Origin of the sequence: uncultured Aquincola sp. (assembly GCF_964001545.1) — a bacterium.
GTDB lineage: Bacteria > Pseudomonadota > Gammaproteobacteria > Burkholderiales > Burkholderiaceae_C > Aquincola.
The window spans coordinates 1-1,595 of the sequence record NZ_CAXFDV010000818.1 but is presented as its reverse complement, the minus strand read 5'-3'; the positions used below and the strand labels follow the sequence as shown (position 1 = coordinate 1,595).

Below are 1,595 nucleotides of genomic sequence, written 5' to 3'. Positions count from 1 at the left end.
CACGCCGCACAGGCCCAGGCCCTTGTTGGGGCTGTGCATCACGAACACCTGGTCGCGCTGGGTCGGCGTCCACGCGCCCTGCCCTTGCAGGCGCAGCGGCGCGTACACCGCGTCCAGCACCGTGGGGCGGTCGCCGGGGTCGGCCGGCGGTGGCGCATCCTGGCCCAGCGGGCTGCCGGGCTCGGCCTGCCAGCGCAGCGTGGCGCGCGGGTCGTCGGCCGTCACCCCCTCGCGGCCCCAAGCCTGCGCAGCGGCGCGGTAGTCGCCATAGGCCAGCACCGGCACCTGCACCGGGCCGGGCTGCAACCGGGCGCCGACGGCGGTGATGCGCTGGATGAACTCGCTGGCGCTGGCGGCCAGCAAGATGCGCTGCGGCGCCACGCCATGAAAGGCCGCCAGCTGCGCCCGCAGCGCGGTGTAGCCCGGGTCGGGGTAGCGGCTGGCGTCGGCGGCCTGCACCGCCGCCAGCGCCATCGGGCACGGGCCGGCGGCGTTGGCATTGGTCGAGAAGTCGAAACGGGCCGGGCCGCGGGCGTCGGGGCCGCCGTGGGTGCGGGTCATGGCGTGCTCCGCATCAATCCTCGATGCCGCGCTGCGCGGGCACGCCCGCCTGGTGGTGGTGCTTGACCAGCGTCATCTCCGTCACCGTGTCGGCCAGGGCGATCAGCTCCTGCGGCGCGTCGCGGCCGGTCAGCACCACGTGCACATGGGGCGGGCGCTCGCGCAGCGCCTGCAGCACCGGCTCCAGCGGCAGCCAGCCATAGCGCAGCGGGTAAGTCACTTCGTCCAGCACCACCAGAAAGTGCTCGCCGGCGCGGATGGTGGCCTCGGCCCGGGCCCAGCCGTCACGCGCCAACTGGGCGCTGCGCTCCAGGTCCTTGCTCTTCCAGCTGAAGCCGTCGCCCAGGCCTTCGATGGGCACGCCCAGCTGCTCGAACACGCGGTGTTCACCGAAGCGGGCCGAAGGCACCTTCATGAACTGGTAGATCTTCACCGGCTTGCCGCGGCCGTGGGCACGCAGCGCCAGCCCGAAGGCCGCGGTGCTTTTGCCCTTGCCGTGGCCGGTGTGGATGAGCAGCAGGCCGCGGCGTTCACCCTCGGGCTTGGGCGAGGTGCTGGTGGGGGGACTGACGATCTCCATCACGCACGCTCCCCGGCCTGGTGGAACACCAAGGGCGCCACCGGCTGCCCGCCCACCAGGTGCTGCTCGATGATGCGGTCCATGTTGGCCGGGGTCACGTTGTAGTACCAGGTGCCGTCGGGCTGCACGCAGACGATGGGGCCGCCCTTGCAGGCCGCGAAGCAGCTGACGCGGCTGCGCTTGATGCGCAGCGCGCCTTCGTTCAGGCCCGCGGCCTTGAGCTTGTCGCTCAGGCTGTCGAACAGCGCTTGCGAGGCCCCGTCCTGCGAGCAGCGCGGGCCGGTGCACACCAGCAGGTGGCGGTGGTAGGCGCCGATCTTGGGCTTGGGCACCTCGGTGCCGGCCAGGTCGGGCGCAGTGGTGATGTCGGTCATGCTTCGCTTTCTTCGGTGCTGGCGGCCGGGCCGTCGTCGGTATCGGCCAGCGTGGCCGCGATGTAGTCGGCCGGCAAGTT

At 72.5% G+C, this 1,595-nt stretch carries 2 protein-coding genes and 1 pseudogene; all 3 read right to left on the bottom strand.

The genetic code is table 11. The annotated features are described in order from the left end of the window. Positions 1-561: pseudogene (locus ABNT58_RS28460) on the bottom strand (aminotransferase); the annotation flags it as partial. Positions 562-574: 13 nt separating this feature from the next. Beyond that, positions 575-1,141, bottom strand: coding sequence for a cob(I)yrinic acid a,c-diamide adenosyltransferase (gene cobO, locus ABNT58_RS28455; protein WP_348756716.1), 567 nt, complete (start codon positions 1,139-1,141; stop codon positions 575-577). Continuing rightward, entirely contained in the window at positions 1,141-1,515 is a 375-nt protein-coding gene (locus tag ABNT58_RS28450; RefSeq protein WP_348756715.1) for a (2Fe-2S) ferredoxin domain-containing protein, read from the bottom strand. The genes cobO and ABNT58_RS28450 overlap by 1 nt, the downstream gene beginning before the upstream one ends. Between the last annotated feature and the right edge of the window lie 80 nt (positions 1,516-1,595).

Coding starts and splice junctions, on each gene's coding strand:
- cobO (WP_348756716.1), bottom strand. CDS start 1,141: ATGGAGATCGTCAGTCCCCCCACCAGCACCTCGCCCAAGCCCGAGGGT.
- ABNT58_RS28450 (WP_348756715.1), bottom strand. CDS start 1,515: ATGACCGACATCACCACTGCGCCCGACCTGGCCGGCACCGAGGTGCCC.